The sequence below is a fragment of the Weissella thailandensis genome, from assembly GCF_001932615.1.
GTDB lineage: Bacteria > Bacillota > Bacilli > Lactobacillales > Lactobacillaceae > Weissella > Weissella thailandensis.
Genome location: NZ_CP014332.1, coordinates 1005125 through 1030862 on the forward strand (window position 1 = coordinate 1005125; position 25738 = coordinate 1030862).

Sequence of the window (25738 nt, forward strand, 5' to 3'; positions counted from 1 at the left end):
GAAAAGCGATGTTTGGGTTAATAACTCTACCAGCTGGTGGCGTGAATAATGCCTTTTACGAATCGTGGGCGGATTATTTACAACCAAAATCACGGATGTTTCTGTCTGTTTTACAAACAATGTTTCAAGGACTGGCAGATATTTTCTATGACCTGGCCAATGCTGTTTTAACAGCTTGGAGCGCTGCCTGGAAATTGGTTGATTTTAGCAGTTTATTTATAGATGCCAAAGAAGCTAATGATATGACTGGTTATCAATTAGTACAATATACGGGTTTATTTTTCACGATAGGCCTTATCATTATGTCAATCATGATGGCCGTTCAACTAGTGCAATTTAATTTAACTTCCGGTAGGCGTGGTAAGGAATGGCCAGCTGGAATCGTCACCGCTGTGATCATTATCGCTTTAGTGCCTATGTTAATTTCAGGCGGTACTGCGGTTGCTAAGAGTATGAACTCAACCCTTCTAGGTGATAATACGGATACGGCTCAGAATGGTGGCCATAGTATTCTAACGGATGTCTGGAAAAATAATTCTGTTGACTTAAAAAAGGTGGCACAAGCCAATTTTAATGTTGATGAAAAGCATATCCACGATTACAGTCCGGTCAAAGACAGTTCATCGAATGCGATTGTTAAATCATCTATTTTTACTAGCGTGATTGATGATGATGATAAAAAGTACATAAAAAATCCAAAGGCTAGAAAAGTATTTGAAAGTAAACAAGGTGATGAAGATGCAGAAAAAATGGATAAAGGAGGTTGGATAAAAGGAAGTGAGGATGCTTATCCACGAGTTAAGGTTAATTGGATGGGAATCATTGCTGCTGAGATTGTTTTTGCGATTGTTGGTTTCTTGGCAATCATTGAATTAATCGTACGTTTCTTCCGACTAGCTTATTATTCACTAACCCTACTTGCATTGGCTTTTCGTGATATGGAAGGCAAGAAAGCGATGCAAATATTGCACCTTATGGAAGGTAGTATTCTAGGCCTTGCTTTGTTACCGCTAAATGTTATTTTATTTTTTGCCTTCGTGCAATGGGGTATGAATGCCATCAATGACCAAAGTCTATCCTGGGGGCCTTATACAGTTGTTAGCGTTGCCTTACTGCTAGCCGCTGGAAAAGGTTTATTATCAGGATTTGCATTGCTTGATGATTGGACAGGTACGCCTTCCGGACATGGAGGTACAGTTACTAGCCTGATTGGCGCTGGTGCCGCAGTAGCCGGTGTTGGTCGTAGCGCTAAAGGTGCAGTAGCCGGTGTTGGTCGTAGCGCTAAAGGTGCAGTAGCAGCGCCTTTCCATGGTGCCGCTAAAGTTGGCCGTGGTGCCACTAAAGCTGGGGAAAAGACTGTCAACGGTGCCAAATCAATTAAGGATAAGGTGGCACGAGCACGTAAACGTGGTGATGATACTCAAAATGATGTCCAAGGTGGCAAACAGAAGAAGTCCGATCCAATTGATGTAGGAGCAGGTAGCACTTCGTCAAACTCAGGTGCTGGACAACAAGTTGGTAAATCCAGCTCATCTGGTACTGGTAATAAGTCCACAACAAATAATGATGCTCATCAATCAAAGAATGCCACAGGTATTCCAAAAACTAGTACAAATCAATCAGCTAACCAAGAAATTCATGACAATGATACAAGACAATCAGGTGCAGTGAACGAGTCTGGTAATCAGCAAACAGGATCTAGAACACCAGCGGATGCACATAATCCAGGTATTCAGCCTGGTAGAACATTGACGAGTGGCAGTAATCTATCTGGTAGTCAGGCAAGTTCTAAAAATGGTGGATCACAAGCAATTAGTCAAACGGCTGGTTCATCTTTGAGTAATGAATCACCTAAATCATCAATGTCTCCAAGTACGGGTTCAAGCGATAATAGTACAGTACCAGTTGGTATGAGTATTCCAACGAATACGCCTGGTTCGTCGTCAGGTAATCCTTCTGGGGCAATGAGCAGCAACACCAGCAATAAGCCAAGACCATCAAGTAACTCGCCAAAGACCACACAACCTACGGCAGTTGGTAATACTGGTAATCGAGTTACAAATTCTGTAACGCACACAATGAGTCAGCAACCAAATAGGTCAACGGATATTCCAAATGCTAATCCAAGTAATAGATCGACAAATAGTAATTATCAAAGCTTTAATCCACAATCAAATCCAAGGCCTGCTGGAAATCCAGGGGTAACACAAGATTCAAGATTTAGTCAATCGAGACAATCGCAAAATAATTCACAGAGTCAATATTCTAGGTTACAAAAAGAGTTACAAAACGACTTTAAGAAAGCCTATCCCAAAACAGATACTAATCAACAAAGAACGAAAAAGTCATGATAAAGTTGAATAGGATTAGGAAATAAATTAGTAACAAGGAGATTTGCATGAGTGTAAAGTTGAAATGGCTAGTTGGTGCGATTATTGCATTAATCGTTGTTGCCGGTGGGACGTCTTACGGGATTTATCAGCATAATAAGCCACTGACAGACCAAGAATTTAAAGCATTAGAAATTAATGAACAATTTGATAAAGCACCTGCTGGTCATTATGTGCATTTACGTAAAGATGATGCCACATTATATAGAACTACTTGGTTAGAAAAAAAGATAAAAAATTATTTAATATACGATTACGTTAAAAATAATAAGGCGCATAGAGATGGTAGTACAGATGCTAAAAATAACTTAGGAACTAATTATCAATTTAATGATAAGCATTTAGTTGATACACAAGCTGGTGAAGGTGAATTAGGTATACTTTATAGCGAATTGTTTGATAATAGCAAGTTTAATTCTGATACTAGTTATGATTCAGACTATGTCTATAATTGGTACTTTAACAGTCCACAACAAGCACAAAAAGACTCGGATGTTCAAGACAATGTCACTCAGATCATTCGATAATATCAAGTATATGATTACGTATAATTAAGCGTATACTTATAAGTATATGCAAAAATATAATGATAAATATACGCATAGAAAAAGGCACCGCGTTACACAACGTGATGCCTTTTTGTGTACTGAATATTTTATTTTTCTTGGTCAAGTAGTGCTTGGAAAACATCGACGGCAAAACTTGATAAACCATTGTAGCCGTTCTTTTTAGCCAACTTAACGAGATCTTGTTTCATGCTAGGCAACATTGTAATGGAAACGGATTGTTTGCGCTCAGTTGCCTTTTTTTGATTTAAGTCCAACCCAGCGACCAAATTTGCTGCCGGATTGTCACGGACAGGATTATTGGCAAAAGCATCTTTCATTTGTGATTCAGAAGAAGATTGATTTTGTTTTGAATTAAATGACATGGTTAAGCCTCCGATTCATTTTGAATAGTCTGTGTCATTTGGGTAAATTGATTGATTAAGTGTTCTTTGAAGCCAGGATATTTTTTAATTTCACTATCAGGCATATCGACCACAGCCTGTTTTTGCGCAGTCGACTTTCGCATGATTTCACGGGCATTAATTTGGGCAATAACGTCAGGCATATTATCTAACGCTTGTCTAAATTCACGACTTTCTGTTGTGTTATGTTGTATTTTATTACCAAGAAAATAGACTTTCGCATCAATGTCACTAACACCGGTGCGTGGATCAACGCTATCTTTTCGATAATCAGCCATGCGTAAATCAAACTGAGTTTTTAGTTGTTGAAAGCCATATTCACTAGGTTCAAGTGGCACGATTACAATATCACTGACTGCAATCATGTTTTTCGTTAATAAACCAAACTCTGGATGGGTATCAATTAAAACAAAATCATAGCTTTGGATTTTTTTAGCGTTAGCATTCATCCATTGCATTAGTAAATATTCACGATACATTTTGGTTTGGATTAAACCTTCCACACGATCTAAATTAGGTGAAGCGGGTAATAAATCAATATTTTTCGTTGCGTTTCTTATCTCAGGGTCACCATCAATGAACACATCTAACAAAGTATGCTCATTGGTAATTAAGTTATACGAAGAACTTAAATTAGCTTGAAAATCACCGTCGATTAGTAAGACTTTATAGTTGCTTTTTGCTAACCAAGCAGCGTAATTAAAGATAATGGTAGTTTTACCAACGCCACCTTTTGAACCTGTAAACGTCATAATTTGCATCTTATTTTCCTCGCTGTTTCTTTTATTCTTGTCAAAATGAAATAAACATTAGTTAATCAAAGGAACATTAGCTTAATGACTATAAATAGTATAACACCGGGGTTAATAACTAAGTATACTTAATAGTATACTTTTAAACATACTTAACAATATACTGCTGAACATACATATAAATATACGCATTCCCCAAGTGACTTAAGTTGCTTGGCTTTTTTATTTATCACTGACTAAAAGAGGGGTGGGGCGTTTTTACATTGCCCTTTTAAATTCAGTTACGATAGCCATAGTTAATCAAAAGAACAACGATGGACTTACCAAAAAGGAGATATAAAATGAACGGCTATAATTATCGTGAATTTTCACCAGGTAACAATATTTGGCAAAAACCCCCACGATTTCTATTTTTAAATTTTGAACGTTTGGCAGTGTTAGGCGGGTTCTTTCTATTCACCTATATCATGTTATCGCAAGCTTTTTCCTACCAGCTAACTTTTTCTAAAGTGGCCTTTGTTTGCGTGATGATTTTTGCAGCTGTCTACGCAATTCTACCAGCACCAAGTAACCCAAACAGTTTAGTGTTAGATGAAGTTTTTGTTCGTGGGCCAAAAACAGTTAGCTCACAAAGCTTACATGGGTCTATGAAATGTATACCGCTAGAAAAGGAGGATTAGATGGGATTTAAGCAAAAGAAAAAGAATAAGTTATCCGTTAAGCAGCTGGCAGAGTTACAACGGCCGCAAGTCTCGCTATTAGATTTATTACCTTTCAAGCGATTTGAAGGAAAAGATAATTTGTTGGTGTTGTCCGGTGAAGATAAAAAGGATGCTGGCTATATGGATATGCTTACCATCTATGGGAAAGATTTAGATTTCGTGTATGGTGTGGGTTCAGAAGGCGCCTCAAATATTATCCGTGATTATCATTTGCTCTTGAACACGTTCACGAGTGATTTTGATATTATCATCACTCGTATGTCAGCTGAAACAACGATCCAGCAACGGGCTTGGTTAGCGACTCGTGCAACTATTGATAAAGAAATGGCCGCCACTACTGATAACCATCGTTATCGTCAGTTACAAATCCGTTATCAATTAGTTAATCGCCAATTAGAAAGCTTACGGAACGTAGCAGAAAACGTCAAACATCAATCATATACCGCATTTATTTATGGTGATTCAGCGGCAGAAGCTCGTACCGCTAGAGAAATATTTATTAGTTCTGGTGGTCGTGCTATTACAGCACAGCCGATGTCACTGAGCCAGAAGAAAACGATGTTAAAGATCCTGCAAGATCCAACACAACAACTTAACCAATAACTGTTAAAAGGGGGAGCCTATGAAACGCAGTACCGCTGCAAAGTTACGTAACCAAGGATATGACTTGGATTTAATTTGGGAAGTACAAAATCCAAGTCCAACAATTTATCATTCAGATTTTATTCATTTTGGTAATGGTGTCGGTACCATTGTCACCATTTACGATTATCCAAAAGAAGTCCAACAACAAATGTGGTTTCGTAATTTACTTGATACGGATAACACCATTACGATGTTGAAGGTGGGTACAGAAAGTCGTGATAAGGTCGAAAAAGCCTTACAAGACGCTGCAAATGCCAATAACGCGATCTTAGGTGACAAATGGCAAAATGATCAACGAAAAATGCTGGCAGGTAATGAATACCAACAAAATATGGCCGATTTAAATGATGCGTTGAATGGGCAAGAAGTTTATAAACGTTTATATGTCCGTGTGTTGTTTACGGAGCGCACAATTGAACAATTGCGAACAAAACTAGATGATTTTCGGCAACGGCTAAGTAACTATAAGTCAATGGTCTACGCAGGTGAAATGGCCAATCATTTACGACAATTCTTTGTACCGGCTATGAAAGTACAAAATTTAGCTTTGAAGGATAAAGGTTTTCCAATGAAGGCTTATTCTTTAGCTGGTACATATGCGTTTAACCAAACATTCTTGGCAGATTCTCGTGGTGCTAACTTGGCGACAACCTTCCAAGGTGGTGAAGTCACCTTTGATCCTAGTCATTCTGATAGTAAGCATCGTACGACCGCCTATAACTTGATTATTGGAGACGCGGGTTCAGGGAAATCAACGTGGATGCATCAACAATTAGATCCACTATTTGCCCGTGGTGACACGATTTGGTTATTTGATCGTACCCGCCGATATTTTCCACATGTTAATCAGTTAGGTGGCCTGATTCTAACGATGGATGGCTCACAAAACTGCGTTAATATTTTTCATGTCTTTGGAACAGTCCTAGACGAAAACGGACATATTGATAAGATTAATTCATTTTTGCAACATGTCGAAAAGGTCAAAACATATTATGCTACGTTGAATCCAGAGGCTAACGTTGGTGAACTGAATTTGTTTATGGATGAATTGCGACGATTCTACATTGAAGATCAAGAAATGTGGTCATATTCACCCGAAGATCACCCCGAAGAACTACGAATAATTGGTTTAGATGCTAATGCTTATCCAACCTTGGAAACCTTTATCAGTTATCTACAAGCCCGTGCTTTAAACTCACGTGATTTTACAGCAGACAACCGTTCTCGTTTGGAAAATATCATTATGGTCTTAAAAAACCTACTCAATCAATATGTATCTAAAGTTAATGGTCATACCAATGTGCCGGATCTATCTGACGAACAATTAATTATGTTTGATACTTCCGGTATGGCAGAATGGGACGCCAAAGTTTATGCGGCGCAATATTTTAGTATCATGTCGCTGATGAACTCATACGTTGTTATGAATGGGTACCATCAATTAAAGCGTGAACAAGCGGGAGAATTTAATAAACAAACGGTTGCTGATGGAACAGCTGCTCCTAAATACTTTTGGTGGATTCAGGATGAGGCAGATGATGTGATTAATTATACCAATCCGTTAGGAATCTCCTTTGCAGATAAGATGATGCAGCAGCAACGTAAGAACTACTTTGGTTTGTTTATGATTTTCCCTGGATTAAAGAACGTGTTACCGACGGGTCAACAACAAGATAGTGAGGAGGCACGAGCTATGGCTGACTTCTTTAATCGTTTCCAAAATCATCATATCGGTCGTTTGCCAGAGGATGATAAAAACAGATACGCCAGTGTTACCAGCAGTTCAGATGCAACTGCTGATCAGTTAAATACTTTACCAATGCTACAAGTTGGTCAATTCTTGTTGATTTTACGTGGTTTTCAGTCAATATTTATCACGGCTTACCGACCAACAGATGAAGAATTGAAGATGTACGGAGGAGGTATTTAGGATGGGGTTTAAGCAAGCGCAAGAACCACAACAAGAGGAAAAGCAATCAAAGCCTATCAAAGAGAAAATAGACCGTTATAAGCCAAAAAATATTCGGTCTGAGGCCGAAAACGATTATCAAACTTATAAAGAGACCGGTGATTGGCCACAACGTGATCCCACAGTGGTCAGTCGAACAATCCGATTATTAATAGCTGTGGTGATTATTTTCCTAATCTTAGGCATTTTGCTATTAGTACAAGCAATTGGAGGATAGTTAATGAATGAGGAGGAACTCGACCTAAAGAAATCAGGCCAGCAAGTCGTTAAAACAGCTAAAGCGGTTAAAACTGGAGTGCGTTGGTTGGTTTGGGCGAAATATATCGTGCCAATCATCTTAATATTGGGTGGTTTATTTTTCTTCTTCCTGGTGATTATTAGTCTATTATCTGGTGGTGGTGATGATGGCAATGTTTGCTACACCGAAAACAATGAGACACCATCAGGAGAAGGCTTTGGGGGTGACTGGCAAGACAGTAGGTCAGACAAACACAAAGCGATGCAAAAAGCTGCCGATAAATTTAAAAATGATTTACATATGAGTGGTGACAATATCGCTGCCGCATTGGCTGTTGGTTTACGTGAAAGCCAATTTAATCCCAAAGCCGTCAATCCTAGTGGTCAAGTTAAGGGAATTTGGCAATGGGGAGCTGGTAGTATCAATGGAAATCGTTACAAAGACACAAAAGATAATGTGGATTCTCAGGTTGATTTAGCTATCAAAGAGCTGAAAACAACGCATACAGCCACCCTATCACACATGCACAACGCAGATTTATCACATTCTTTGGAGGCCTGGGATGTGAACTTTGAAGGACTAACAGCTTCTGATCCGCAACGAAAACAAACACAAACATTGGCCACTGCACAAAAAGTTAAGTCGGTTTTTAAACTAGATTTTTCTGGTAGCTTAACTGATTTAACGGGTGGTGATGCTAGTACCGCTAACGGGGGTGCAACATTAAATCCTAATAATTGCCCACCTTCAACAGGAACCAGTTCTGGTTTACCAATTAAAGGGAAATATAATATCACGGGTGGCTATCCTAATTATCAGGGAGCTGGTGGTAGTCCACACTACGGTGTTGATTTTCAAACCGTTGGGGCTAAAGAAAGTGGTGAAGCTAGTAATGTTTATGCCGTTACTGATGGCAAGGTCTATGCCAAAACCTCAGATTCAACGGGTGGTAATTATGTAGTGATTAAAAATAATGATGGGAGCTATACCTATTACGGCCACGCGCCCTCACAAAGTGCCATTGTTGTTAGCAAAGGTGATACGGTTCATAAAGGGCAACATATCTCGCATCAAGGTCAAACAGGTTTAGCAACTGGTGTTCACGTTCATTTTGGGGTCAATAAGAAGAAACCAGCCTTTGCGCCACAATCAGATGGTTTAGTCAGTGGTGGTGATTACTTATCAAAAGTACCTCGTCAAGCGGTTCCTTCTAAAGGTCAAACGATACCAGCCGGGCCATTTTCAACTGATCAAGAGGACAAAGACAAAAAGTAGAGGTGAAATAGATGATTGTCAAAAAATATGCAAAAGAAATTGTCATTTTATTGGTCAGTTTAGGTGTGGCTATTGGTGGTTACTGGACGTGGCAAAATTATACGTATCATGACACGAGACGACCACAACAGGTATTAGAAACTAAAGAAAAAACCAATGATGATGTGGTGTTAATTTTTCATAAAACAGGTTGTTCGGATTGTAAGCAAGTTATACGTCAAATCAATCAAGCGATTAAACAAGGACAAGCAGATGAATATGTAGTTGTTGATACTAAAGATTCTGAACTATATAAAAAGTACAATATTATTGAGGTACCAACTGCTATCCACTTACGTGATGGTAAAGAAATTGTTCGTCAGGCTGGTATTAATAATTTAAATAAGTTAGAGAAAGTCATTCACGCAGCAAAGGAGTAAATCATGAAACGACAGACCGTGCAGAAAAGTTTAGCCGGATTGATTGTTATATTGAGTGTGACTTTTGCCGTTTTGGCAACCGTTTACCGGCAGCAACAGGTGAACCGGCAAGAAACAACCAAACAGCAAGTTAAACAAATTAATGGTCAGCAACAACAGGTGAAACAACAAGCACAAAGTAACGAAAAACTAATCAATGATCAAGCTTATCAAAAACGGACGTTAGATTTTCTCAACCGGGCGTTAGATAAAGCAACGGCTAGTGGTGACATATCTGAAACAGATGAACGCTATGGGAATGAAGATGCTTACGAGGCTGTAACTGGTATGGCAGGCATGAATAGTGCACTAAAATTGAAAAATCATGAGTTGCATTTTAATAAAATGGCATCCGGTGAAGTTGTGGGCGACGGACAGATTGAAATTGAGGCAAGCGGTATTTCAGATGACAAAAAAGTGAAAACACGTCATTCGAATCAAAAGTTTACGATTTTAGTCACTTTAACCACCTATCAGAAACAACTCCGTGTGGAAACCATTCAATTAGGGGAAGTGAAAGAAAATGAGAACGCCAATGACACGATCTACTAAGTGGTTTTACGGTATTTGTGGTGGCTTGAGTACCCTTGCTATTCTATTTGGTAGCATCATGGCGTACACTGGCGCATCACATAAACAAGCGCAAGTCCACCAAGAAACGCAATTAAAAAAGACACAAGCTCAAGTTGCTATTTCTAAATTTGAACGTCAACGGCCTTTATATAGTCAAACAGAAAAGAAACTGGATACTTTCATGAGTGCCTTCTTTAATTATGATAACCAACAAGGTTATGATCACCGACGTCAAGGCACGAAGAAAGTGGTTAGTCAGTCAGTTTATGATGATAAAAAGCTATTTAAAGATGATAAGTACAAAAAGACGAAACAATTGGGCTTGCAATCAACATTTGTGAAGAATCAAATCGTACCAACTAAGATTAATGATAGCCAATTAGAGGCAACGGTTTATACAACACAAAAACTTAATTATGAGGATGAAGAAGGCAAAGATACTGTGAAAGTTTTTAAAATCACTTATGATGGCCAGACTGATAAATTGTCAAAGATCAAGCAACAAGGCGTGTTTGAGATGGCAATCGACAGTACGATTTCATTTGATTAACTGACGGTTATAGAGAGGGGATTATATGAATTGGATACCAGAGATTATGGCGGCTGGTCAAGGAGATTTAAATAGTCCAGCTGCGCAAGAACTTGGTCGAAAGTTATGGCTAACTTCTAGTCAAGGTAAATATATTGTTGATCAGGTCAAGTATTTTAAAAATTTGGGTACCTTATCTAGGTACTTGGATGCCAATCAAAATAAACTACAATTGTTGTTGCGTCGAGCTGATAAATATAAGCAACAAGAGATCATTATGGCCAATCATCACGTACGGCTTAATGTAGAGAATGGTTATAAATCATTTGTACGTTAAACATGTATACTTATAAAACATACTTATAAGTATACTGATGATTATAATTATAGTTATATTTATAAGTATAATGTTGCGTATAATTATGTTGAGTTGAAAAATTTATTAAAAATTGACGGACTGGTATACTGCAATCAGCAATTAGATTTACAAAAATAAGTTCTTACTGGGTTGTGTGCACTGCCAGTGAGGACTTATTTTTTGTCTAAAAAAGGGGTGGGGCGTTTTTACATCGCCCTAATTATTTCAGTTAATATAAAGATGCACTAGGATTAGTGACAAAATTTTGGAGGTCAACACATGACAATGATTAAGAATAAATGGCGGACACGTGGGCTGTCAGCAGTCGCAGTGACCATGGGAACAGCTTTATTAGTGAATAGTCAAGCAACTATCGTCCATGCAGCTGCTTTGGAGGAAACAGCTAAGAATACTGGTACGAAGGTAATTACCTTTTTGATTCTTCTAACAGTGGTTTTGGGAGCTATTGGTGCCGCTTTAGGGATTGCGATGATGGCGTCAGGTAACCAAATGCTACATGCTTCAGGTACAAAGAAAGTCATGATTGGATTAGCAAGTATTGTTGGTATTCTTTGCTTGGGATTAGGCGTGACTTGGATTGTTCAAACCGTTACGGGAGCCGGTGGTGGCTTTAACTGGCAGTGGCCATTCTAAACGACTAAACAATATATGAAAGGAGGTAACAAATGAGTTGGTTTAAGTCGGAGAAAAAAGGTAAAAAGCATACTGACCTGTCTTATCAAGCGCAGTTTGGGAACCCGAAGTTGGATCGAGAAAATCCAATCATTCAACAAATTATTAGTGAAACTGGTGATTTGAATCAGACGTGGCCAAATATTCAACTGGATGAATTGAAGCTGCTGACAGAAAAGTTACAACAAGATGTTGCGATTACTACTGGTGAAGTGGTCAGGCTAGGCAGTATTACTTTTCTAACACCTAATCCTGCTAACCCTAAAAAATTGATTGAAACAGGTTTAACATGGGAAAATGCCACAGTAAAAGCTAATATGGAAAATTTTGTCATTGAAACCGTGAACCAAGTGTTAAATGATGAGAGTACGCGCCTGGACGATCAAATCGCTTATGACGAGTTGGCAGATGCTTTATCAGAGTTCTTGGCAGCCAGCCAAGATGTTGCTGGTTTTAAATATGGCGATATGCCTGAGTTACCATCTAGCGATGAATATGTTAATGCTGTTGAAACCAATCAAATGTTTGATTTACTACCACAACGACTTATTGTTAAGGAAGTTAAAGTGAGTGATCAAAATCAACAGGGTAAAAAAGAGATTCCTTCTGTTGAAGAAAAGGCTGCTGCTGAGGTTAAAGCACCAGCTAAACAACCAACTGCACATAAAGCGGCTACTAAAACAGCACCAAAACAATCTGTTAATAATCTGTCAGAAAAGCAACCAGTTCCAGCGCCAGAAAAGAATGTCGTGATTGAAAATAATACGGTCGTGATTGCTGATTTAATTAAAGCATTTAAGGTACAACCACGATTTTTTAAGACAAAATCAGTTGACCCTAAACAAATTGTCGTCCCAGAAAGTGATAATTATGTTGATGTGATGATGGCACGAGAAACCCTTGAAGCTAATACATTTATTCAGCAAGCAGCGGATAAAGTTGCAGATAGTTATCGCGAGACTTTATCGCAAAATGTTGCGGATGTTCGAGAAGATACAAAGCCACTGAATGACTTATTGGCCACGGATTGGCAAACACCAGTTAAAGACCAGATTAAACAGCGACACACGAAAGATTATGGCGAACGTTTAGATAAATCTATCCAAGCGTTGGATTCTGATTATAAGCAAGCCGTTGCGGATGAAGAACAACGTCATGAACAAACGCTAACGAAATTAGAAAAGCAGTTAAAGCGTGATAAGGAAAAAACAACTGTTAAATTAACGGTTGATCGTGATCACATTATCCAAAACGAGATTGCCCAAATTATTACGACACAAAAGCAATATATCGAGCAAGAAGTGCAACAATTGCGCTATAATCGAGCTGAATTTAAGCGTCATAAGGTCATTGATGAGAATATCTCTGATCAAAAAGAGGCAAACGAATTGTTGACTAACAATTATCGCAGCCTCGCTAATGGCTTAGAAGAACGTCGACAAAGCTTTATCAAAGAACATGAACAGGCTTTAGTTACACGGCAAGCATCAGATGAAGCACAAGCGGAAAAAGAACGCTACAAGCTAGAAAATGCGAATGTGCTTAATCTTGAAGAACGTCGTGATCATTTAGAAAAGATGAAGCTTGACCTGGAAGGACAGGTTGGCCAATTGCAAGCTGATGCTTCAAAGTGGCAGTTTCGAGCTGAAACGGCACAAGAAGATTTGGATCGCATGAAACAACAAGTTGCTGATCTTAATAAGCAATATGAGCAACGCCTCAAAAGCGACCAAATTGACTTAGAAAAACACCAACGATTGACACAACAAGTGCGTCAGGCAAAACTAGATAAGTGGTTGCATCCATTTAAGTTCAGACACCAAAATACAGGCGAATCAGTTGGAAAATAATAGGTTAACCATATAGATTATGAAAGAAAATAAAAGTAGGCCAATCTATATTTTTGAACTGAAAGGATTTAAGTTAAGCAAGACTGTAAAATAGTTTAGTGCTAAACTGATTCTAAGGGCTGGTAAATTAGCTTTTAAATTTCAATAGTTTCTTTCTTGGTCGGCTAATGTCGGCCTTTTTTGTTTACCCAAAGAGCGGTTGTGCTCAGGCATATTCTATGAGTACTTTTAGTTGATCAGGTAGATGATTGTCCAGAAATGCTTCACAGAATGTGCCGTGTTGGTAATCATGTATAATTTAATTAAGTAGGGAGGGGTTGGTTACATGTTAATTACTTATGAAACACGTATCAAAATTGAATTATTACTCAAGGAAGGTTATTCGCTGGCAAATATTGCTCGGCGCTTAAATTTTAGTCGATCTACTATTACTCGTGAAATCAGACGAGGAACGCAGGATTCACCTAAAAATAATCTGAATTATCCTACTAATTTGATTAAGTCAATGTATCGGGCACGTGATGCTCAGTTTAGAGCGAACAATCGGCGACACCATGCTGGTCGGCCAACGTCACTCACGCCCTATAAACAACAAGTTTTAAAAAAAGAAATACATGATCACCACTATACACCGGGTCAAGTTGTTGCTAAACATCAACGCTTATTTTCAAACACGACAATTATTTATACCTGGATTAACCATAATCAAATTCCCGGTGTTACGGAAAAAGATTTACCGATGCAAGGTCGTCGATTTAAACGAAGTATCAACCGACAGCTAAATAGATATAAAGTACGGCTACACAAAACATATAGTCGTAAAAAACGTCATTTTTATCCAGCAGAATGGAACAAAATACAATTTAAAGAAAGTTATAAATACATCGGCAAACGACAAAGCATTAATGATAGACCTGCCAAAGTTAATCAAAGAAAAGCATTCGGTCATTGGGAAATGGATGGTGTGGAAGGAAAGAAAAGGAATGATTCCTTGCTAGTGACCTTTGTTGAGCGTAAAACACGTTTTCAAGTTGCTTTGAAAGCAAAGTCCAAAAGTGCCTTGAATATTCTTAAAGTGTTAGTCCAGTTTAAAAAATTGTTTGGTCAATACGTGAAATCAATCACATGTGATAATGGACAAGAATTTGTTAATAGTGTCGTTACTAAATTCATCTTACATCATTTAGGCGATCTCTATATCGCTAATAGTTATGCCCCGTATGAACGTGGGACAAATGAACGTACCAATCGTAATTTACGTGCTAGATGGTATTTCCCTAAGGGAACGCAATTAAGCGATGTCAGCCAACAACGAGTCAATCAAGTGGTCGCTGAAATTAATAGTAAGCCATTAACGCACGTTAATAAGCAGCAGAAATCACCACAATATCTGTTTAAGCGTGCGACTAGGCGTCTACGGCAACGTACCCAGCATAACGGTCAATTAGTAGCTAGCTAATTGAAAAATGGTTAAACAACATACATAACAACAGTACAGCAATTTGATTAATCGCAAAAAGTTCAGGAACACCTGATTAAAATTGTATTTTGATGAGGTGCATTTTGATGTGTCTTAAAATGCTAGTCTAACTTAAACAATCGTACATAGATTGTGTTAAAAAGTATAAAGCGTTAATTATAAGAGTTAATTAAAGTAGAAATATAAATAAAGACAAAAAATTTTGCCAAAATGACTTTTGTTATAAAAATGTAAAAAAATGCCACTAAAACTGGTGCGATAACGTTTACAGTACATGTAAAAAACGGCAATAAAAATAATGTTGCATCAAATACTTGACAGTACCTTTGTCATATAACTTTCGATAATATATATTATGTAAACTAGAATAACTAATTTTTTTGACGAATAAATAGTTCTTACTGCCCCTTTATTTATACTGACAAATTAAGGTTCTATCAACAAAACCAGACAATTTTTTGTTTATCGTTGCTTTTTGTATAAAAAATGTGACTCGTAATTTTTTAAAATATTAATTACGAGTCACATTTTCAGTTTATATTTTGGCATTTAGGTTTAAAACACTGTCACGTTGAATTAATTCTGTTGGAATGTAAATCACTTGAGGATCTTTGTTTGAAGAATCTGAATTCAAGAAAAGCTGCATAGCCACACGTCCAATTTCCGGAAAGTTTTGCTGAATAGTAGTTAATTTTGGACGAGCTATTTCAGTCTGCTGGAGTCCGTCAATAGTTACTATGGATAAATCATCAGGGACTTTTTTGCCATGATCAAGCATTGCGTTTGCTAGTCCTTGGCCAACTAGGTCGGCAGTTGCGACGGCAGCTGTAAATGGCAGATGATTGATATCATAGTCGGTTGTCACACTGTTATAACCAGTCTCGTAAGTATGATCAGTTCCATAGAGAAACATATTATCATCTGTTAAGCCATGCGCATGCATTAACTTAATAAAGTTAGTACGACGTGTGTTTGATATAATCGTTGTCAATTTTGTATCACCAATTAAAGCAATATTTTTATGGCCCATAGTTACTAAATAGTCAATAATTGTGTTCATCATTTCGGATTCATCTGAGGTAACTGCCGATACTTGATCGTTTAGCAAAGCTGTTAATGAAATGACAGATATTTTTTCTTCTAAAAGCGTATTGACCATCCATGATGGAATATCCAAAGACAACATAAAAACAGCCCCTACTTGCCTTGATAGCAATGTTTGGAACACTTGATATTGATGATCTTCGTTTTCATCAAGGTATGTAATTAATAGTTCATAACCAGATGAGATCGTCGCCTCATAAAGTCCTTTGATTACTTCATCGGCGAAATTTGTATGTATTAGTGGCACAACAACCCCAACAGCGCGACTTTTTTTACTAGATAAATCAGCTGCATTTTGATTTTTATAATAACCCATTTTCTGAGCTAATTCTCTGACGCGCTTTGCTGTGACTTCGCTGTAGCGACCACGATTTGTCAGTATACGCGAAACTGATGCAACTGATAAATTAGCAGCATCAGCAACGTCTTTTAATGTGACTTTCATGAGCAACTCCTAACTTGTATCCTGTGTATTTATTATACACGGTCTTGCCAATGACTCCATACAAATTACAACAAATTCATAAATTATTACAAATTTAAAACAACTTGACAGAATATTTGGAAACGCTTACAATGAATTGCGTAAACGTTTGTACAAGTTTTACGAAATATTTTATATTCTATTTGATTTGTGAGGGGATTTTTATGGATAAGTCAACAAACGTAGTAGATGATAATCTGAGAGAAACAGAGTCATCTGTAAAAGTGAAAAATAAACTACCAAATTTGACAAAAGTTCAAATGTTTATGATGACTTTTGGATATTTTGGTACACAGGTCGCATTTTCGATGCAAACCGGTAGTATGGGACGTATTTTCCAAACCATTGGTGCAGATCCAAATAACTTAGGTTTCTTCTTCATCTTGCCTCCATTGGCTGGAATGATCATGCAGCCTTTAGTTGGTTATTTTTCTGATAAAACATGGATACCAAAATTAGGACGACGGATGCCCTATTTGATTGGTGGATCAGTTGTTTCATTTATTGTTATGTTAATGCTTCCTAATGCAGGGTCATTTGGATTTGGATATGGCTCTGCGGCTGCGCTTTGGTTCGGAGCTGTTACCGTGTTGTTTATGGATTTGGCATCTAACGTTTCACAACAACCATTCAAGATGATTATTCCTGATATGGCGAATGAAAAGCAGTCAAATTCATTATGGTCAATGCAGAATGTTTGGGGAAGCTTAGGAGGTTTGGTCGCCTTTGTCTTTCCGTTCATATTGACGGCTGCAGGAGTTGCAAATACTGCACCACGTGGTGAAGTGCCTCTTTCTGTTAAAATTTCATTTTATGCATCAGCAATCATCTTGGCACTTTCGGCAATCTTTACTATTGCGAATGTTAAAGAATACACACCGGAAGAAATGGCCAAGTATCATGAAATTTCAAAAGAAGAACAAAATGAAAAAGCTTCAATTCTAAATGTGCTAAAAAGTGCACCAAAGGAATTTTGGTTACTAGGAATTGTCGAATTCTTTGTTTGGTTTGCTATTCCTTACATGTGGACTTATTCTACAGGTGCCCTAGCTGAAAACATCTGGCATGTTACTGACCCATCTACTGCTGGTTATCAAGAGGCAGGAAATTGGTTCGGTATTGTACAAGCAGTTTACTCAGTTGTTGCGATTGTTGTTGGTTTGTTCTTTGCAAGATTGACTAAGAAGACACGTCGACCTGCATATACAGTTAGTTTAATTTTGGGTGGTATTGGATTCCTAATGGTCGCCTTTGGGACAACAAAGTTAACATCAATCATTGCCTTCGCCCTATTTGGTATCGCTTGGATTGCTTTGATTACAATTCCATTTACTATCCTAACGAATTCATTAGATGGTAAGCATGATGGTATTATTTTAGGATTGTTCAATTGCTTCATTTGTATTCCACAAATCGTTGCATCATCAGTTAGCTTCCTAATCTTGCCTGCTATCGGTGGTTCAATGGCTAACATGTTTATCGTTGCAGCTATTGCCTTCTTTATTGGTGGATGTGCTATCTGGTTGGTTCGTGATGATATTTAACACAATTAAATAAAAACAAGTTACTCAGTATTAAGAAATAGATTGGAGAGAATAATAATGGCAGAAGAAGATATTAAGTGGTGGCAAAAAGCGGTTGTTTATCAAATCTACCCTCGCTCATTCCAAGATTCAAATAACGATGGTATCGGAGATTTGAAAGGTGTTGAGCAACACTTAGATTATGTTAAAAAGTTAGGTGCCGATGTCATTTGGCTAAACCCCGTTTACAACTCACCTAATAAGGATAATGGTTATGATATTTCCGACTATCAAAGTATTAACCCAGAGTTTGGAGATATGGAACAATTTGACCACCTGCTTGCCGCAGCGCATGAACGTGGCTTGAAAATTGTGATGGACTTGGTTGTTAACCACTCTTCTGATCAACACAAGTGGTTTATTGAAAGTCGTTCATCAAAGGATAATGACAAACGTGACTTCTACATTTGGCGTGATCCAGTGGATGGTCATGAACCAAATAATTGGGGTTCATTCTTCTCAGGATCAGCTTGGAAGTTTGACGAGAAAACTGGTCAATACTACCTACACCTATTTGCCGAGGGGCAACCAGATCTCAACTGGGAGAATCCTAAGTTACGTGATACTATCTGGAATATGATGAACTGGTGGGTCGATAAAGGAATTGATGGTTTCCGTATGGATGTTATCTCATTGATTTCTAAGCCAGATGGTTTGCCAGATGGTAAGGTCCCTGAAGGTGATATCTATGGTAATTCAAACCGTGCAGTTGCGAATGGTCCCCGCGTTCACCAATACTTGCAAGAAATGCGCGATAAGGTCCTAAATAATGCGGATATGATGACTGTTGGTGAAGCATCTGGTGTTGATATTGAAAACGCTAAAGAGTATGCCTCAAATGACGGTAAAGAATTAAATATGGTGTTCCAATTTGAACACGTTGAATTAGATGGTAATCCTGATGATGCTTTAGGTAAGTGGTATGATAAACGTGTTTCTCTACCTAAGTTGAAGGAAAACCTAAGTAAGTGGCAATATGAACTTGATGGTAAAGCATGGAATTCACTATACTGGAATAACCACGATCAGCCACGTGCGGTTAGTCGTTATGGTAGTGATAAGCCAGAGTTCCGTGTCGTTTCTGCTAAGATGGCAGCTACCCTACTACACTTTATGCAAGGAACCCCTTACATCTATCAAGGTGAAGAAATTGGAATGACTAATGCTTATAATCTAGGCTGGGATGACTTTAATGACATTGAGATTTTAAATGCTCGTGAGTATCTAGTTAATAAAGATCATTTGATAGATGATGATACATTATTGCGCTATGTTCATTATAAGGGTCGTGATAACGCTCGTACTCCTATGCAATGGGATGCAAGTAAAAATGCCGGCTTTACGCAAGGAACACCATGGCTTAAGATGAACGATAATTTTGATACGATCAACGTTGAAGAAGCCTTAGCAGATAAGGATTCAGTATTCTACTACTATCAAAAGTTGATTCAACTACGCCATGAGTTGCCTATCATTACAACAGGACATTACCAACTTTTGGACCCTGAAGATGAAGAAGTTTATACTTACAAGCGTATTGGTGATAATGAGGAATTGTTGGTTATCAATAACTTTACTGCAGATGAACAAACTCGTGATTATCAAGTACCTGATAATGCAGAAGTTTTGATTAGTAATTATAAAGATGACCAAGGTTCAGTATTACGACCATTTGAAGCAAAAGTTTATCGTTACGCAAAGTAATTTTTAGAACATGAAAAGAGCACACCCCTTCTTGAGCGGTGTGCTCTTTTTGTATGTCATATTTTTTAGTATAACCAAGCTGCAAGTGCATATAAGAAAATGATATGGGCTGGATAGAAAATATAGAAGAAATACTTCATGCCATGCCCTTTTGCGCCATTGTATAAGGCGATTGGAATGATTGCAAAAAGCATCATCCATTGTGTAGAACCGAAGAATCCATAGATAGCTGCAACAACTAGGATACTTACTAGCTGTGCCCAACGGACCTTACGGAATATATACATGATTGGAATGAGTAAGACCATTAGACCGTTCTCAGCAAGTAAAATAGCTGGGTTAATGGCTAATAATGCTTGCATTGCTAGCCTGTGTCCAAAGGAGATTGAACCACCTGTGGTCAATAATGGCAACATGACTAGTGACAGTAAGAATGGTAACAAGAATAAGAAAATTCCAAGTGTTATATGTTTACCAGCATGACCATCAGGTACCTTCTCAAACTGGTCAACCGCTGCCATAAAAATTGTACCAATAAATAAATCACGGAATATGTTATTAATTAATTGGACCTGATCAAAATTGATAAGTTGTTGTGTCAGACTCATGAGCACTGCCATAACGACCATACTAATGTACAAACGTAACATATAAGATTTTTTACTATGGGTATGGGAAAATCCAACTACAGCGGTAAAAAAGAATATGGTTGCTACTGGACGGCCAAACCAATCCAACCATGTTGGTGCACCAAAGGGTACGAAGGTTTGATGAAAGTGATCAATAACCATCAAGACTATCCCGATGATTTTAAGATCAAAAGTTGTTAGTTGTAAGAAATGTCCTGATTGTGTTTTCATAAAAATCCTCTCACTCGGGGTTATGCATTTGATTTATAAAATTGCCCCAAATGATATTATACAGAAAATAGTATTAAAAAAGCTACTAATTTATACAAAATTAGTAGCTAAAATTTTTCTATTTATAAAATAAATTATTTTTTGTAAACGGGTTTCTTAATAAATATCCAAATCAATAATGAAACAACCAACATGACCAAATAGATATTGAAGACAACTGATAAGTTACCGCCAGCTAGTGACAAGATAACCGCACCAGCTAAACTTCCGAACCCAAAACCTTGGTAAATTAGTGAGTAGTTCTGGCTATGGTTCTTCAAACCGAAATAATCACCGACCATTGTTGGATAGACAGTAATCGTACCACCGAAGAAGAAGCCCACAGCAATCATTGCAGCGTAAAATGCTGATACACTTAAGTGACTACTAAAGGCTAAAGTTGCGACCGCAATAAATGTGACGACATATGACAGAATGAACATTGACTTACGGCCGAATTTGTCTGAAAGTGATCCAATTAAGAAACGACCAATCGTGTTGGCAATTGCAACAACGGCAACAATATTGGTAGCTTGGGCAATGTCTAATCCAGCAAGGTTTGTTCCCAAGTTTGATGCGATTCCAGTTAAGTACACTGACAAAGAAATGGTTAGTAAAGCAATAAAGAGCAAGTAAGCTTGTGGTTTACGTAACATTTCACGTGTCGTGAATTCATGATGAGTTGGATCATCAACAACATTCTCTTCTTTGGCTTCCGGAGCATCATGAATGAAAAAGGCCCCACCAACGATTAGAAGCATTGATAAGAATCCCCAAGTCATTAAAGCATATGGTAGATTGTGTACAATATTAGTACCTAAAACTGCTGAATCAATATATTTAAAAACAAATGAACCTAAACCATAGAATGCGACAGAAATACCAGAGATTAGACCTGTTTTCTCGGGGAACCATTTGATGGCGTTTGACAAAGTTGCCATATATGCGATACCATCAGCAACTCCTAGCATGACACCTGCTGATAAGTAATATAACCATAATTGATCAATAGAACTAACGCGAGAAGCAATGAAAATTGCAATACCGAATAAAATACCTGCTGACATGGTCACTTTTCGTACACCGAATTTTTTGACCAATGCACCAACAAAGATTGTTGATAATGATAAAGAAAGTGCTCCGATTGAAAAAATCAATGAAACAGAACCTAAATGAGGTTGAACAGCTGCAGTTTTACCTGTAGCTGGGTCTATTACCAATTGATGAAACATTTTCAGAATTGGTGTGTTAAAAATACTCCATGCGTAAAAGGTTCCCACACCCAATTGCACCAGAGCAGTACCAAAGATTACCAGCCAGCGGTTTACAACCTTTGGCTGACCCTTTGATGATAATGCGGTTTGCATAATAATATCTCCTTAAAAAACCTAAATTAACTACAAGCATCTTGAAAACGCTTGCGACATTTAATATAGTCCTATTTACGGGATTTGTCTATATTAAATATTATAATAATTAGGAACTTATTTCATTTGGATTCTTTTTGACAGAAAAAAAGATTGAAACACGTCTTATGCTTCAATCTATTTAGTCTTGAATTTATTAATGATAGGATTGTTTTTTGTCTATAAAAGAAAGTTGTTATCTTTCTAGCTTATGATCAAGTTTTTGCAGTTTCGTTTCAATCGTATTAGTATGACCAGGACGAATATCGGCATTCAGTGAAACATAAGCACGAATACCCTTATCGGTTAATGTCTGAATGGCTTTTTGGACAGTAGTCATGACCTCTGACCATTCCCCTTCAATTTCTGTCCCCATTGCCGTTGTTTTGTAGGTTAGGCCTGACTCTTCAATTACGCCAATAATATCATTCACATAACCGCTTAATTCATCACCAACACCAAAGGGTGCAATTGCAACTGAAATTAATGTATTCATTTTTATTCCCTCTCTTTAATACATAGTCTATGACTATTGTAACATTATAGATAACAATCAGTGCTTTGCGGCATGCTCCCAAAAGGTCAGTTCATAGCGATAAGAAGTTAGGTAGGTTGCTAAATAAGTTTGTTGTATTTCATGAGACAACTGTTGCCAGTCAGGTACCTGCTGATCGATTACTTGCCAACTCCATTGTGTGAAAGCCTGGTATTCAGGGCTTGTATAATATGATAACCATGGCTCATAAGTATTATTTGGCGTTGCCTTAAGGAAGTGTTTACCAATTAGATGATACGATTCGGTACATGGTAGCAACGCGAGCATTGCATTGGTTGCATCGCCTGCCGTAATGGCCGTTTCCATATGCTTTAGATAGGCTAAGTTATGTTGATCTGGCGTAATGTTCGACATTGCCGGACTAGCTAAGAGCGCATCATGGGCATCTTGTTCATCGGTAGCTGATGGCTTAGATGCTTGTTGTAACGGTGTTAATTTTGCCGTTGTTAAATCAAACAATTTACTAAAATAATCAGTATAATAGCTATCTTGTGCAACATAATAGTCTCGTTGTGCTTGTGATAGATTGTTGTATCCAATGCCTTGCACGAACGATGACTGATAAATATCATCTAGGATTGGTGCGGATTGTTGTAATAAAAATTCGTGAAAACTCATTGATTATCCTCCGTCTCCATAGTTACTTTTACCCAATGGTTTAATGGCCCATGACCATGACCGACATTAATCGTTTGACGGATAGCTTCATAGGTGAATTCCTTGGCTTGCGGCATGATACTTTTTAGATTGTATCCTTTAGCTAAATTGGCAGTTATAAATGATGACAACGTATCACCAGTTCCATGTGTTCGATTAGTTTTTATGCCGGGGGTTGTCAGCCATTCTGACGAACCATCTTCATATAAAATATAATCAGCATATTCATTATTTGTACTAGCACGATGACCACCCTTTATTAAAACATTGTCAGCCCCCATTTTTTGTATTTTAATAGCCGCATTTATAATGTCACTATTTGTTTCCAATGAGTTACCAACAAGTACTTCAGCTTCGGGCAAATTTGGAGTGATTAAAAATGCTAATGGGATAAGCTCATTCTTTAAGGCCTCAATGGCTGGGTCACTTAATAAATGTGCACCACCTTTTGCGACCATGACGGGATCAATGATCAGTTTACCAAGGTTATATGCTTGCCATCCTTGAGCAACAGCATGAACACGTGTTTCATCTAATAATGCGCCGGTTTTGGCAGCTTTAATATCTAAATCATCCGCAATGCTTTTAAATTCTTCTAGGATAAAATTTGCTGGAATTGGGTGTTGATCTTGTACACCATAGGTATTTTGAGCAGTGATGCCAACAACAATCGTTGCTGCATATACTCCTTGATTATGGAATGTCTTTAAATCAGCGTTAATACCAGCCCCACCACTGGCATCAGTTGAAGCAATTGTAATAACTTGTGGTACGTCTATCATGATTCCTCCCAAATATATGGCAAATTAAAAAGCACAGAAAACCAGGAAATCGGTTTTCTGTGCTTTGAAATCGCATTGACCATTACTTTCCTTCGTTAGTCCTAACTAAACAGGTTCAAAGGGTCCGTTGTTTAACGTCTCAGCCTAAAAGAGGCTCCCCTAGTAAATATTAAATTATATATTAATTATCACATGTATCGCTTTGAAGGTCAATATGATAATAATTCATTTAAAGGTTGTCTGATAAAGCAAGAATTTCCGCTATTAAAAGCTTCATACCGCTTTCATAATTTGACAAATTGAATGATTCATTAGCTCCGTGAGCTGTTGAAGGTTCATCAGTTGGAATAACCCCAAATCCGACACCACTCGACATTAAACGACCGAATGAAGCTCCACCGTTGACGCCTTGGTCTGGTGCTTTACCAGTAACTGATTCATAGGCATCTGCTAATAATTTAACCAATTGATTATCTTTACCGACATAATGTGGTACAACACCTGCGGGATCACGAATAATTTTCGTTAGCCAAGGTTCATCTGAAAGAATTTGTGAAACCGTGTCTGCTTCATCAAAAGCTAATGAGTGACGGAAATTAAGATTGATATGACCAGTTTTATTGACAATGAAGTCGGTAATACCAATATTTTGACTTGTTTTGCCAAGTTTTGGTTCTGCTTTACCATATCCAGATTGTTCCCCATAGGGATCCTTGTGTAGTTTCTGCCCAATGAATTGTAAGAAGTTAGCCGCATTTCCCTCAAAATCGTATTGTGTCAAAAAGTTAGCTAGATAAGTAGCGGCATTTTTACCAGTTTCTGGTCGCGCAGCATGGGTTGCAACTCCCTGCACAGTAAGGGTGGTTTGATTATCTTTTTGTTTTAGTTCACCCGTAATGTTTTCTGTTTGACAATATTGCTCAAAGCTTTCTTGTAAGCTATTGGTAGGAATACCAGAGAATGTGGCTTCAGCAAAACCAGGTAAAACATTCGTTGCTGAACCACTTTTAAAATTAATTAGTTGAATGGTCGTATTTTCAGGATTAGTTGCATCAAAATACAAGTCGAGTTGGCTAATACCTTTTTCACCGTATGATAAATCTGCTGCGCCGTCTGGTGAAAAGCCATACTGTAGTGCCCCTTCTTCAGCAAAGTATTGGTGCATATCTGCCCATTCGCTTTCTTCGTCTGTACCAATGATAAAGCGAATTTGATGTTTCAATGGGAGATGAGCGTCTTGAATGGCTTTAATTGCATAGTAAGTCAACATAACGGCAGACTTCATGTCATCAGCACCACGTGCATAAATATGGTTATCTGCTTTAATAACTGGTGTAAAGGGGTCCGTTTGCCATTGATCAATGTCATTAACCGGCACGACGTCAACGTGGACAATAACGCCAATTGGTTCGGGATCATCTTCTGGACCAATATAGATGTAACCAGCTCGATTACCTACTGTCCCTATTTTTTCAAAACCATCACGTTTTGCGATTGACATCATGAAGTCAAGGGCAGCCTTGGGACCGGGACCATATGGTGCTTCCGTTGAAGCCAAGGCATCTTCACGGACTGAAGGAATTTTTAGTAATTCTGTTAAATCATTAAGCCAAGCATCATGATAAGTTGCGACATTTATTGTACCCATTTAAGCAATCCTC

The 25738-nt window shown here is 37.9% G+C and carries 25 protein-coding genes and 1 riboswitch; of the genes, 16 read left to right on the forward strand and 9 right to left on the reverse strand.

Translation table 11 applies throughout. The annotated features are described in order from the left end of the window. Nucleotides 1-8 precede the first annotated feature (8 nt). On the forward strand, nucleotides 9-2351 hold the full coding sequence (locus tag FOL01_RS04885; protein ID WP_075269615.1) for a pLS20_p028 family conjugation system transmembrane protein: 2343 nt from the start codon (nucleotides 9-11) through the stop codon (nucleotides 2349-2351). Between the two features lie 47 nt (nucleotides 2352-2398). Next, nucleotides 2399-2917, forward strand: a complete 519-nt coding sequence (locus tag FOL01_RS04890) for a hypothetical protein (RefSeq protein ID WP_075269616.1) — start codon at nucleotides 2399-2401, stop codon at nucleotides 2915-2917. 128 nt (nucleotides 2918-3045) lie between these two features. Here FOL01_RS04890 and FOL01_RS04895 read toward each other — a convergent pair whose 3' ends face one another. After that, nucleotides 3046-3321 (reverse strand): hypothetical protein, encoded by a 276-nt coding sequence (locus FOL01_RS04895; protein ID WP_075269617.1) that lies wholly within the window; start codon nucleotides 3319-3321, stop codon nucleotides 3046-3048. 2 nt (nucleotides 3322-3323) lie between these two features. After that, nucleotides 3324-4121 (reverse strand): ParA family protein, encoded by a 798-nt coding sequence (locus FOL01_RS04900; protein ID WP_075269618.1) that lies wholly within the window; start codon nucleotides 4119-4121, stop codon nucleotides 3324-3326. Nucleotides 4122-4453: 332 nt separating this feature from the next. Between FOL01_RS04900 and FOL01_RS04905 the strand changes: the two genes are divergently transcribed. From FOL01_RS04905 to FOL01_RS04960, 12 genes are all read left to right on the forward strand, one after another. Further along, the gene (locus FOL01_RS04905; RefSeq protein ID WP_075269619.1) at nucleotides 4454-4792 is read left to right on the forward strand and encodes a hypothetical protein; all 339 of its coding nucleotides are present in this window, start codon (nucleotides 4454-4456) and stop codon (nucleotides 4790-4792) included. Continuing rightward, nucleotides 4793-5437 (forward strand): hypothetical protein, encoded by a 645-nt coding sequence (locus FOL01_RS04910; protein WP_075269620.1) that lies wholly within the window; start codon nucleotides 4793-4795, stop codon nucleotides 5435-5437. It abuts the gene before it with no gap. 19 nt (nucleotides 5438-5456) lie between these two features. Beyond that, complete coding sequence (locus tag FOL01_RS04915; RefSeq protein ID WP_075269621.1) at nucleotides 5457-7409, forward strand: putative type IV secretion/conjugal transfer ATPase; 1953 nt, start codon at nucleotides 5457-5459, stop codon at nucleotides 7407-7409. A gap of 1 nt (nucleotide 7410) precedes the next feature. After that, complete coding sequence (locus FOL01_RS04920; RefSeq protein WP_075269622.1) at nucleotides 7411-7665, forward strand: hypothetical protein; 255 nt, start codon at nucleotides 7411-7413, stop codon at nucleotides 7663-7665. A 3-nt stretch (nucleotides 7666-7668) separates the two neighbouring features. Beyond that, nucleotides 7669-8961, forward strand: coding sequence for a phage tail tip lysozyme (locus FOL01_RS04925; RefSeq protein WP_075269623.1), 1293 nt, complete (start codon nucleotides 7669-7671; stop codon nucleotides 8959-8961). Between the two features lie 11 nt (nucleotides 8962-8972). After that, entirely contained in the window at nucleotides 8973-9380 is a 408-nt protein-coding gene (locus FOL01_RS04930) for a thioredoxin family protein (protein WP_075269624.1), read from the forward strand. 3 nt (nucleotides 9381-9383) lie between these two features. After that, nucleotides 9384-9971: a hypothetical protein gene (locus tag FOL01_RS04935; protein WP_075269625.1), complete on the forward strand. Its 588-nt coding sequence runs from the start codon at nucleotides 9384-9386 to the stop codon at nucleotides 9969-9971. Continuing rightward, a complete protein-coding gene (locus FOL01_RS04940; protein WP_075269626.1) occupies nucleotides 9955-10542 on the forward strand; it encodes a hypothetical protein in 588 nt (195 codons plus the stop codon). Before FOL01_RS04935 ends, FOL01_RS04940 begins: the two co-directional genes overlap by 17 nt. A 25-nt stretch (nucleotides 10543-10567) precedes the next feature. Then, nucleotides 10568-10858, forward strand: a complete 291-nt coding sequence (locus tag FOL01_RS04945; protein WP_075269627.1) for a hypothetical protein — start codon at nucleotides 10568-10570, stop codon at nucleotides 10856-10858. Nucleotides 10859-11158: 300 nt separating this feature from the next. Then, a complete protein-coding gene (locus FOL01_RS04950) occupies nucleotides 11159-11533 on the forward strand; it encodes a hypothetical protein (protein ID WP_075269628.1) in 375 nt (124 codons plus the stop codon). 32 nt (nucleotides 11534-11565) lie between these two features. Continuing rightward, nucleotides 11566-13422, forward strand: a complete 1857-nt coding sequence (locus tag FOL01_RS04955; protein ID WP_075269629.1) for a hypothetical protein — start codon at nucleotides 11566-11568, stop codon at nucleotides 13420-13422. Between the two features lie 325 nt (nucleotides 13423-13747). Next, a complete protein-coding gene (locus FOL01_RS04960) occupies nucleotides 13748-14881 on the forward strand; it encodes an IS30 family transposase (protein ID WP_075269630.1) in 1134 nt (377 codons plus the stop codon). Between the two features lie 556 nt (nucleotides 14882-15437). Here FOL01_RS04960 and FOL01_RS04965 read toward each other — a convergent pair. Continuing rightward, nucleotides 15438-16451, reverse strand: a complete 1014-nt coding sequence (locus tag FOL01_RS04965) for a LacI family DNA-binding transcriptional regulator (protein ID WP_075269631.1) — start codon at nucleotides 16449-16451, stop codon at nucleotides 15438-15440. 203 nt (nucleotides 16452-16654) lie between these two features. Here FOL01_RS04965 and FOL01_RS04970 point away from each other — a divergent pair, with 203 nt between their 5' ends. Together FOL01_RS04970 and FOL01_RS04975 are read left to right on the forward strand one after the other, a co-directional pair. Then, nucleotides 16655-18034: an SLC45 family MFS transporter gene (locus tag FOL01_RS04970; RefSeq protein ID WP_075269632.1), complete on the forward strand. Its 1380-nt coding sequence runs from the start codon at nucleotides 16655-16657 to the stop codon at nucleotides 18032-18034. 57 nt (nucleotides 18035-18091) lie between these two features. Continuing rightward, nucleotides 18092-19777, forward strand: coding sequence for a glycoside hydrolase family 13 protein (locus FOL01_RS04975; RefSeq protein WP_075269633.1), 1686 nt, complete (start codon nucleotides 18092-18094; stop codon nucleotides 19775-19777). Between the two features lie 65 nt (nucleotides 19778-19842). Here the strand turns inward: FOL01_RS04975 and FOL01_RS04980 are convergent, their stop codons facing one another. From FOL01_RS04980 to FOL01_RS05005, 6 genes are all read right to left on the reverse strand, one after another. Further along, nucleotides 19843-20637, reverse strand: a complete 795-nt coding sequence (locus FOL01_RS04980) for a TraX family protein (RefSeq protein ID WP_075269634.1) — start codon at nucleotides 20635-20637, stop codon at nucleotides 19843-19845. Nucleotides 20638-20771: 134 nt separating this feature from the next. Beyond that, nucleotides 20772-22043, reverse strand: coding sequence for an OFA family MFS transporter (locus FOL01_RS04985; RefSeq protein WP_075269635.1), 1272 nt, complete (start codon nucleotides 22041-22043; stop codon nucleotides 20772-20774). A gap of 235 nt (nucleotides 22044-22278) precedes the next feature. After that, the gene (locus tag FOL01_RS04990) at nucleotides 22279-22578 is read right to left on the reverse strand and encodes an MTH1187 family thiamine-binding protein (protein ID WP_075269636.1); all 300 of its coding nucleotides are present in this window, start codon (nucleotides 22576-22578) and stop codon (nucleotides 22279-22281) included. Between the two features lie 57 nt (nucleotides 22579-22635). Beyond that, nucleotides 22636-23256 (reverse strand): TenA family protein, encoded by a 621-nt coding sequence (locus tag FOL01_RS04995; RefSeq protein ID WP_075269637.1) that lies wholly within the window; start codon nucleotides 23254-23256, stop codon nucleotides 22636-22638. Further along, the gene (thiD, locus tag FOL01_RS05000; protein WP_075269638.1) at nucleotides 23253-24077 is read right to left on the reverse strand and encodes a bifunctional hydroxymethylpyrimidine kinase/phosphomethylpyrimidine kinase; all 825 of its coding nucleotides are present in this window, start codon (nucleotides 24075-24077) and stop codon (nucleotides 23253-23255) included. The genes FOL01_RS04995 and thiD overlap by 4 nt, the downstream gene beginning before the upstream one ends. Nucleotides 24078-24147: 70 nt before the next feature. Further along, nucleotides 24148-24248, reverse strand: a riboswitch (TPP riboswitch). Between the two features lie 58 nt (nucleotides 24249-24306). Continuing rightward, nucleotides 24307-25725 carry a Sapep family Mn(2+)-dependent dipeptidase gene (locus FOL01_RS05005; protein ID WP_075269639.1) on the reverse strand — a complete coding sequence of 473 codons (1419 nt, stop codon included), beginning with the start codon at nucleotides 25723-25725 and terminating at the stop codon, nucleotides 24307-24309. Nucleotides 25726-25738 lie beyond the last annotated feature (13 nt).

Coding starts and splice junctions, on each gene's coding strand:
- FOL01_RS04910 (WP_075269620.1), top strand. CDS start 4,793: ATGGGATTTAAGCAAAAGAAAAAGAATAAGTTATCCGTTAAGCAGCTG.
- FOL01_RS04995 (WP_075269637.1), bottom strand. CDS start 23,256: ATGAGTTTTCACGAATTTTTATTACAACAATCCGCACCAATCCTAGAT.
- FOL01_RS05005 (WP_075269639.1), bottom strand. CDS start 25,725: ATGGGTACAATAAATGTCGCAACTTATCATGATGCTTGGCTTAATGAT.
- FOL01_RS04895 (WP_075269617.1), bottom strand. CDS start 3,321: ATGTCATTTAATTCAAAACAAAATCAATCTTCTTCTGAATCACAAATG.
- FOL01_RS04945 (WP_075269627.1), top strand. CDS start 10,568: ATGAATTGGATACCAGAGATTATGGCGGCTGGTCAAGGAGATTTAAAT.
- FOL01_RS04900 (WP_075269618.1), bottom strand. CDS start 4,121: ATGCAAATTATGACGTTTACAGGTTCAAAAGGTGGCGTTGGTAAAACT.
- FOL01_RS04960 (WP_075269630.1), top strand. CDS start 13,748: ATGTTAATTACTTATGAAACACGTATCAAAATTGAATTATTACTCAAG.
- FOL01_RS04955 (WP_075269629.1), top strand. CDS start 11,566: ATGAGTTGGTTTAAGTCGGAGAAAAAAGGTAAAAAGCATACTGACCTG.
- thiD (WP_075269638.1), bottom strand. CDS start 24,077: ATGATAGACGTACCACAAGTTATTACAATTGCTTCAACTGATGCCAGT.
- FOL01_RS04935 (WP_075269625.1), top strand. CDS start 9,384: ATGAAACGACAGACCGTGCAGAAAAGTTTAGCCGGATTGATTGTTATA.
- FOL01_RS04970 (WP_075269632.1), top strand. CDS start 16,655: ATGGATAAGTCAACAAACGTAGTAGATGATAATCTGAGAGAAACAGAG.
- FOL01_RS04950 (WP_075269628.1), top strand. CDS start 11,159: ATGACAATGATTAAGAATAAATGGCGGACACGTGGGCTGTCAGCAGTC.
- FOL01_RS04930 (WP_075269624.1), top strand. CDS start 8,973: ATGATTGTCAAAAAATATGCAAAAGAAATTGTCATTTTATTGGTCAGT.
- FOL01_RS04890 (WP_075269616.1), top strand. CDS start 2,399: ATGAGTGTAAAGTTGAAATGGCTAGTTGGTGCGATTATTGCATTAATC.
- FOL01_RS04965 (WP_075269631.1), bottom strand. CDS start 16,451: ATGAAAGTCACATTAAAAGACGTTGCTGATGCTGCTAATTTATCAGTT.
- FOL01_RS04905 (WP_075269619.1), top strand. CDS start 4,454: ATGAACGGCTATAATTATCGTGAATTTTCACCAGGTAACAATATTTGG.
- FOL01_RS04980 (WP_075269634.1), bottom strand. CDS start 20,637: ATGAAAACACAATCAGGACATTTCTTACAACTAACAACTTTTGATCTT.
- FOL01_RS04885 (WP_075269615.1), top strand. CDS start 9: ATGTTTGGGTTAATAACTCTACCAGCTGGTGGCGTGAATAATGCCTTT.
- FOL01_RS04990 (WP_075269636.1), bottom strand. CDS start 22,578: ATGAATACATTAATTTCAGTTGCAATTGCACCCTTTGGTGTTGGTGAT.
- FOL01_RS04920 (WP_075269622.1), top strand. CDS start 7,411: ATGGGGTTTAAGCAAGCGCAAGAACCACAACAAGAGGAAAAGCAATCA.
- FOL01_RS04915 (WP_075269621.1), top strand. CDS start 5,457: ATGAAACGCAGTACCGCTGCAAAGTTACGTAACCAAGGATATGACTTG.
- FOL01_RS04940 (WP_075269626.1), top strand. CDS start 9,955: ATGACACGATCTACTAAGTGGTTTTACGGTATTTGTGGTGGCTTGAGT.
- FOL01_RS04925 (WP_075269623.1), top strand. CDS start 7,669: ATGAATGAGGAGGAACTCGACCTAAAGAAATCAGGCCAGCAAGTCGTT.
- FOL01_RS04985 (WP_075269635.1), bottom strand. CDS start 22,043: ATGCAAACCGCATTATCATCAAAGGGTCAGCCAAAGGTTGTAAACCGC.
- FOL01_RS04975 (WP_075269633.1), top strand. CDS start 18,092: ATGGCAGAAGAAGATATTAAGTGGTGGCAAAAAGCGGTTGTTTATCAA.